This window comes from Rhodoferax sp. (assembly GCF_028689305.1).
Classification (GTDB): domain Bacteria; phylum Pseudomonadota; class Gammaproteobacteria; order Burkholderiales; family Burkholderiaceae_C; genus Rhodoferax.
The window spans coordinates 2,117-9,033 of record NZ_JAQTWM010000117.1 but is presented as its reverse complement, the minus strand read 5'-3'; the positions used below and the strand labels follow the sequence as shown (position 1 = coordinate 9,033).

The following is a 6,917-nucleotide window of genomic DNA, read 5'->3' as shown; positions in this document are numbered from 1 at the left end:
TCCAGCGTGCAGATGCTGTGGGTGATTTGCTCCAGCGCGTCTTCAATCGGGTGGGCAAAGGTGTACATCGGGTAGATGCACCACTTGTTGCCGGTGTTGTGGTGTTCGGCGTGTTTGATGCGGTAGATGGCCGGGTCGCGCATGTTGATGTTGGGGCTGGCCATGTCGATCTTTGCTCTCAAGACCATAGCGCCATCGGCATGTTTTCCCTGGGCCATCTGCTGAAAACGTTCCAAATTCTCAGCGGGGGTGCGGCTGCGGTAGGGGCTGTCGATGCCGGGCTTGCCAAAGTCGCCCCGGTTGACGCGCATTTGCTCGGGCGTTTGCTCGTCCACGTAGGCGTGGCCGGCTTCGATCAGGTAGACGGCGGCGCGGTACATGAAGTCAAAGTAGTCGCTGGCCTGGTAGGGCTTGTCGTTGCCGGGCTGGCTCCAGTCAAAGCCGAGCCATTTCACCGCGTCGATGATGCTGTTGACGTATTCGGTGTCTTCTTTTTCGGGGTTGGTGTCGTCAAAACGCAGGTGGCACACGCCGCCGTAGTCGCGCGCCAGGCCAAAGTTCAGGCAGATGCTTTTGGCGTGGCCAATGTGCAGGTAGCCGTTGGGCTCGGGCGGAAAGCGGGTGCGGATTTTGGCCGGGTCAGGCTGGCCTGCGGCGTGGTGGGCGGCATCGCCCGGGCTGCCGCCCCAGCGCCGGCTGGCGTAGGTGCCTTTTTCCAGGTCAGATTCGATGATCTGGCGCAGGAAGTTGCTGGGCTTGAGGGTGTCGGGCGTGGGGGTGACGGGGGTAGGGGTGCTCATGCGGGCGATTTTAGATGCCCGGCCCTGGCTGGCGAACCTTGCAGTACGATGCGTGGCATCCTCTTTGCCCCTTCACGCACCATGAACCCAGTTGCTTCGGCCAACCCGGCACCCAGGACAATGACGCTCAGCCAGGATGACCTGCAAGCCGCGGTGCAGGACGGCTTGATTTCCGCCGAGCAGGCCCGGCAACTGTGGTCGCGCTGGGCCGTTCCCGGCGCCGCACCCGGGAGGCCAGGCCCACAGTTGGCACGCGGCCCGGGTTTCAGCTTCACCAACACCCTGTATTACTTTGGCGGCATGGTGGCCATTGGCGCCATGTCGCTGTTCATGACCTTGAGCTGGCAGGCCTTTGGCCCCTGGGGGCTGGCGGCGTTGAGTGCGGCGTATCTGCTGGCCTGTCTGAAGGTGGCTGACCACCTGAAGGCGCGTCACCTGCCGGTGCCCGCCGGCATTCTGGCCACCTTGGCGGTGGTGCTGGTGCCCTTGCTGGTGTGGTGTGTGCAGCACGCCCTGGGCTGGTGGCCGCCGGGTGGCCTGAGCCGTTATTCGGCCTACCACACCCAGATCAACTGGCGCTGGCTGAGCCTGGAGTTTGTCACGCTGGCGGCGGGCGTGGTGATGTTGTGGCGCTACCGCCTGCCGTTCATGGTGATGCCGATTGCCGTGACGCTGTGGTACCTGAGCATGGACCTGGCCCACGGGCTGATGCAGCAGGGCGAGCACTGGGACTTCAAGTTCATGCGCGACGTGTCGTTGGTGTTTGGCATCGCCACCGTGGCCATCGCGTTGTGGGTGGACGCCCGCTGCCGCCAGGCGCAGGAAGACGATTGGCGGCAGGACTACGCCTTCTGGCTGTACCTGTTTGGCACCGTGATGGCCTGGGGCGGTCTGAGCCTGCGTGACTCGGACTCCGAGCTGGGCAAGGCGCTGTATTGCCTGATCAACCTGGTGCTGGTGTTTGCCGGCGCGGCCATCGGGCGGCGGGTGTTCACCGTGTTTGGTGGCCTGGGGGTGGCCATTTACCTGGGGTATCTGTCCCACCGGGTGTTTGGTGACAGCCTGGCATTTGCCTTTGTGCTGACGCTGCTGGGGCTGGGCGTGGTTGGCCTGGGGATCTGGTGGCAGCGCCATGAGGACCAGATCAACGCCCGGCTGGCCAGCTGGCTGCCCCCGGGCTTGCGGCCCCGGTCGCCGGTCTAGCTCAGCAGCGATTCGGTGAACGCGTTGATGGTGGCCACATCGGGCGGCAGCACGGTGTAGGGCAGGTGTTCGCGGTCCAGGATTTCGCGCAGGCCCTGGTCCACTTCACGCGCCTGCTCTTCGTCCTGGTAGCGGCCGGTGCGCAGGTATTTCTTGTCGCCCCGCTGCACCAGGATATTGATGTTGTCGTGCTGGCGGTACCACTCCAGGATCTGATCGCGCGTCTTGGCCACGTCGCAGATGTTGTCGGCATAGTTTTCGTTGTAGAACAGCACCTGGGGCAATGAACATTCGGTGACCAGAAAATGCACCTGACCATCAATCAGGTTGATCATCTCAAACTGCCGCTGGGCGATGAAATACTGGTTTTTCAGCACCTCCAGGTTTTGCTGCCAGACCAGCGTCTTGGCGTAGTCGGGGATGGTTTCCACGGTTTTGTTGTGCAGCTCCAGATACAGCACGATGGCCGCAGAATACAGCGACTTGTCACTGCCTGGCCCGCCGATGATGTTGATCACCTTGGTGGGGAACAGGCGCATTTTGGTTTCGGGCAGGTGGTTGATGACGTTGGTGTAGCGGATGCTCATGGCGTGTACTTCGGGGGGTGAATCGGGGGCAGGCGCTATCGTGGGCCAAACCGTCCTGATTTGCAAGTTGTATCTGGTGCCGGGTTCAGGTGGGGATGCCGTGGCGCTCCAGCAGGTCACTCACCAGCTCCAGCCGCACCAGCGGGTTGTCCAGCAGCATCAGACGGTGTTTGAGTTCCAGCGGCAGGGGCAGCAGTTCACACCAGCGGTTGGCCACCCAGGCGCAGTCGTTGAGCTGGTAGGGCGGCTGGATCGGCATCTGGTCGGGCGCGGTGTTCTGGGCGTGCAGGGTGTTGATCACCCGCTTCAGCGTGGCCGCCACCGGCTGCAGGTCGCCCGGAATGGGCACCGGCTGGTCGTCGGGCAGCAGTGTCACATCTGCCATCCACAGGCCGTGTTTGAGCTGCTCCTGGCGCTGGATGCCAAACCGCTGCAGGCCGCTGCACTTGATCAGCATCAGCCCCGGCTGCGGGCGGCTCAGCGCGGTGATGCGCGCCAGCGTGCCACCGGGGTAAAACACCGGCGCGTCAGCGGCGCCGCTGTCCTGGCCGTCAGCCGGGGCGCGCAGCACTTCACTGCCGCGTTTGAGCGTGGCCACCCCAAAGGGCACACCGGCCTGATGGCACCGGCCAACCATGTCGAGGTAACGCACCTCAAAAATCTGCAGCGGCAGGTAGCCCCCGGGAAACAACACGGTGCCCAGCGGAAACAGCGGCAGTGATCGGAGCATGAGGGCGTCGGACATGGTGCGCGGCGAAATGGCGTTGGACTCGATCATCCCACGGATGCCGCTGACCCGCTTTTGGCGCCTGATCAGCGGCGTTTGACGCCACGGCACGGCACTTCGTCGCAGCGCTGCTGCGCGGCGCCGGGAGCTTGCCTAGAGTTCAACCCATCCGTCATTGGTACCACTTTTTTTCAGGAGTTTTTTATGTCTGTCAAACCTGCTTCATTTGCCCGCCGCCTGGCCAGTGCCGCTGCCGTGCTGGCGCTCACCACCAGCGCCTGGGCCGTGCCGGAGACGCAGTTCCAGCCCGCGTTTGACCAGTTCTTGCTGGCCACCCAGGGCAACGACAGCGCCATCGACAAGTCAGCTGAGGCGTTTGCCACATTGCTCAAGATGGAACCCACCAACCCGGTGCTCATGGCCTACGCCGGCTCGGCGCTGTCGATGAAGGCCAACACCACCCTGCTGCCCTGGAAAAAGATGAGCTACGCCGAAGACGGTCTGGCCATGCTGGACAAGGCACTGGCCATGCTCACACCGGCCCATAACGCGCCAGTGCAGCACGATGTGCCCGCCGCACTGGAGGTGCGCTTTGTGGCGGCCAACACCTTCCTGGCGGTGCCGGGCTTCATGAACCGGGGCGCCCGGGGCGCCAAGCTGCTGGGTGACATCCTCACCAGCCCGCTGCTGGCCAAGTCTCCGCTCGGGTTTCGGGGCGACGTTTGGCTGGCGGCTGCAGGGCAGGCTGCCAAAGACAAGCGTAGCGACGAGGCCCGCAAATACCTCAACGAGGTGATCCGGGCCAACGCGCCGCAGGCCGAAGCCGCCCGCGCCCAGCTCAAGGCGCTGACATCATGAGCCAGCGGCACCAAGCTGTGGTCGAATTACACGGCGTGCACAAGACCTACCACCTGGGCGCCCATGTGATCCCAGCGCTGCAGGGCGTGGACCTCTCGGTGCAGCGCGGCGAGCTGCTGGCGCTGACCGGCCCCTCGGGCAGCGGCAAGAGCACCATCCTGAACCTGTGCGGCCTGATCGACACGCCCGACACCGGTGACATCCTGTTTGGTGGCCACACGGTCAATGGCATGGACGAAACCCAGCGCACGCTGTTGCGACGCGACGCGCTGGGTTTTGTGTTCCAGAGCTTCAACCTGGTGCCGGTGATGACCGTGGCCGAAAACGTGGACTACCCGCTTTTCCTGGCCGGAGTGCCGGCAGAGGAGCGGCGCGCACGGGTGGCGGCGCAGCTCAAGGCGGTGGGGCTGCAGGACCACGCCCACCACCGGCCCGACGCCCTGTCGGGCGGGCAGCGCCAGCGGGTGGCCATTGCCCGGGCGCTGATCAAGGCACCCAAGCTGGTGATTGCCGACGAGCCCACCGCCGCACTGGACTCGCACACTGCCGACCAGGTGCTGGACCTGATGCGCGAACGCGGCCACGCCGAGGGCGCGGCCTTTGTCATTGCCACCCACGACAGCCGCTTAACCAGCCGCTGCGACCGTGTGCTGGCCCTGCTGGATGGAAAACTGGTATGAACATGAAGATGGCTCCCACGCTTGTCACGTCGCGGACTGGTCCGTCGGGAAACTGGATGTGGCTGAAATTTGCGCTGCAAAACACCTTGCGCAACCGGCGCCGCTCGCTGGTCACGGTGTCGATCGCGGCGCTGGGCACGGCGGGCATCCTGCTGGCCGGCGGTTTTGCCCTGTTCACCTACGAGTCGCTGGCAGAAGCCTCGGCGCGTGACTCCGGCCACCTGGTGCTGGGCCAGCCCGACCAGTTTGTCAAAGACGAAGAAGTCCCCTTGCAGCACGGCCTGGACAATGCCGCAGAGCTGCGCGCGCAACTGCTCACCGACCCCGCCGTGCGTGCCGTGCTGCCGCGCGTGGAGTTCAGCGGCCTGATCAGCAATGGCGACAAGTCGGTGGTGATGGTTGGCCTGGGCGTGGAGCCCGACAGCGAGTTTTCGGTGAAAGGGCCGTTCCTCACGCTCAAGGACGGTGAGGTGCTCAGCAGCAACGCCAAAGACCCCGAAGTGATGCTGGGTGAGGCGCTGGCGCGCAACCTGAAAGCCGCGCCCGGCAGCAGCCTGACCCTGCTGGCCAGCACCACCGACGGCGCCCTCAACGCGCTGGACGTGCGGGTCAAGGCCGTGTTTTCCACCGGGGTGCCCGAAGTCGACAAACGGCTGATCTACACCGACATCGCCACCGCGCAAAAACTGCTGGCCACGCAAAAAGTCTCCAGCATGGGGCTGTTTCTGAGCCGCATGGACCAGATCCCAGCCGCGCAGGCGCGGCTGGCTGGCGCCCACCCTGGCCTCAAGGTGCTGACCTGGGAAGACCAGGCGGTGTTCTACCAGGCGGTGCGCAACCTGTACAACCGTATCTTTGGCGCCCTAGGCATCATCATCGGCGTGATTGTGCTGTTTGTGGTGACCAATGCCATGTCCATGTCCATCATTGAGCGCACCCGCGAAATCGGCACCCTGCGCGCCCTGGGCACCTTGCCCGGACAGCTGCTGCGCACCCTGTCGCTTGAAGGCATGGTGCTGGGCGGCGTGGGCGCACTCACCGGCGCGGCGGCGGCGCTGGGCATCTCGATGCTGCTGTATGTGGTGGAGATCCAGATGCCGCCGCCGCCTGGCCGCTCGGTGGGTTACCCGCTGTACGTCACCGTGGATGCGCGGATGTACCTGGCCACCATCGTCACCATGGTGCTGCTGACCATGGCCGCCTCGGCCTGGGTGGCGCGCAAGACCGTGCACATGCCGGTGGTCGATGCCCTGGCGCATACCTGATATTGCTACATAATGTATAGCATTAAGTTGTTTTAATACGCGGGCTGGAGCCCGAAAAACCTTATGAAACCCAAACACCTCCTGTTTCTTGCCGTCACCCTGTGCGCCGCCGCCCAGGCGCAGGACGTCGCCACCCTGCTCAAGGCCGCGGACAAATTCCGCATGAGCGCTGACAACCTGCAGGTGGAAACGCAGATCAACGTGGTCAACGCCGACGGCACGCCTGACAAGGAACGCCGCTACAAGGTGTTTGCCCAGGCCAGGCGCCAGTCACTGGTGCTGATGCAAAGCCCGGCCGAGAAGGGCCAGAAGGTGCTGATGCTGGGCGACGACTTCTGGCTGTTGATGCCCGACAGCCAGCGCCCGCTGCGCATCACGCCCATGCAAAAGCTGCTGGGCGACGCCTCCACCGGCGACATCGCCACCATGAGCTGGGCCGAAGACTACAGCGGCAAACTCGTGGGCGAGGAACCCTGTGACCAGGCCGCCGCCCCCGGCGCCAGCCCGGGCTGCCTGCACCTGAGCTTGAACGCAGCGCGCAAGGGCGTGACCTACCAGCGCATCGAGCTGTGGATCGGCAAGGCGCGCCGCGAGCCGGTGCGCGCCGACCTGTATGTGCTGTCGGACAAGCTGGCCAAACAGGCGCGTTTTGTCATGGACAAGCCCGCCGCGCCCACCATGGTGACCGAGATGGTGCTGACCGACCAGGTGAGCAACCACAAGACCACGCACGTGCGCTACCTCAACCGCAAGGAACGCCAGGTGCCCCCGGAGTGGCTCAACCCCATGTTCCTGGT

General features: G+C 64.5%; 8 protein-coding genes. 5 read left to right on the top strand and 3 right to left on the bottom strand.

Annotated features, from left to right (window positions below):
* The coding region (locus PHW99_RS16905) for a glutamate--tRNA ligase family protein (protein WP_300180335.1) at positions 1–800 on the bottom strand (800 nt) is incomplete at its 3' end.
* 81 nt (positions 801–881) lie between these two features.
* Between PHW99_RS16905 and PHW99_RS16900 the strand changes: the two genes are divergently transcribed.
* Positions 882–2,003 carry a DUF2157 domain-containing protein gene (locus PHW99_RS16900; RefSeq protein ID WP_300180332.1) on the top strand — a complete coding sequence of 374 codons (1,122 nt, stop codon included), beginning with the start codon at positions 882–884 and terminating at the stop codon, positions 2,001–2,003.
* On the opposite strand, the gene PHW99_RS16895 is transcribed toward PHW99_RS16900, so the two are convergent.
* Together PHW99_RS16895 and PHW99_RS16890 are read right to left on the bottom strand one after the other, a co-directional pair.
* Entirely contained in the window at positions 2,000–2,590 is a 591-nt protein-coding gene (locus PHW99_RS16895) for a hypothetical protein (RefSeq protein ID WP_300180329.1), read from the bottom strand. The two genes, PHW99_RS16900 and PHW99_RS16895, sit on opposite strands and share 4 nt — an antisense overlap.
* Before the next feature lie 85 nt (positions 2,591–2,675).
* Positions 2,676–3,335, bottom strand: coding sequence for an LON peptidase substrate-binding domain-containing protein (locus PHW99_RS16890; protein ID WP_300180338.1), 660 nt, complete (start codon positions 3,333–3,335; stop codon positions 2,676–2,678).
* Positions 3,336–3,521: 186 nt separating this feature from the next.
* On the opposite strand from PHW99_RS16890, the gene PHW99_RS16885 reads away from it, so the two are divergent.
* The 4 genes from PHW99_RS16885 to PHW99_RS16870 all read left to right on the top strand — a co-directional run.
* The gene (locus PHW99_RS16885) at positions 3,522–4,175 is read left to right on the top strand and encodes a hypothetical protein (protein ID WP_300180326.1); all 654 of its coding nucleotides are present in this window, start codon (positions 3,522–3,524) and stop codon (positions 4,173–4,175) included.
* Positions 4,172–4,855 carry an ABC transporter ATP-binding protein gene (locus PHW99_RS16880; protein WP_300180324.1) on the top strand — a complete coding sequence of 228 codons (684 nt, stop codon included), beginning with the start codon at positions 4,172–4,174 and terminating at the stop codon, positions 4,853–4,855. The genes PHW99_RS16885 and PHW99_RS16880 overlap by 4 nt, the downstream gene beginning before the upstream one ends.
* Before the next feature lie 56 nt (positions 4,856–4,911).
* A complete protein-coding gene (locus PHW99_RS16875; protein WP_300180322.1) occupies positions 4,912–6,120 on the top strand; it encodes an FtsX-like permease family protein in 1,209 nt (402 codons plus the stop codon).
* Between the two features lie 63 nt (positions 6,121–6,183).
* A partial coding sequence (locus PHW99_RS16870; RefSeq protein WP_300180320.1) for an outer membrane lipoprotein-sorting protein occupies positions 6,184–6,917 on the top strand: 734 nt, incomplete at its 3' end.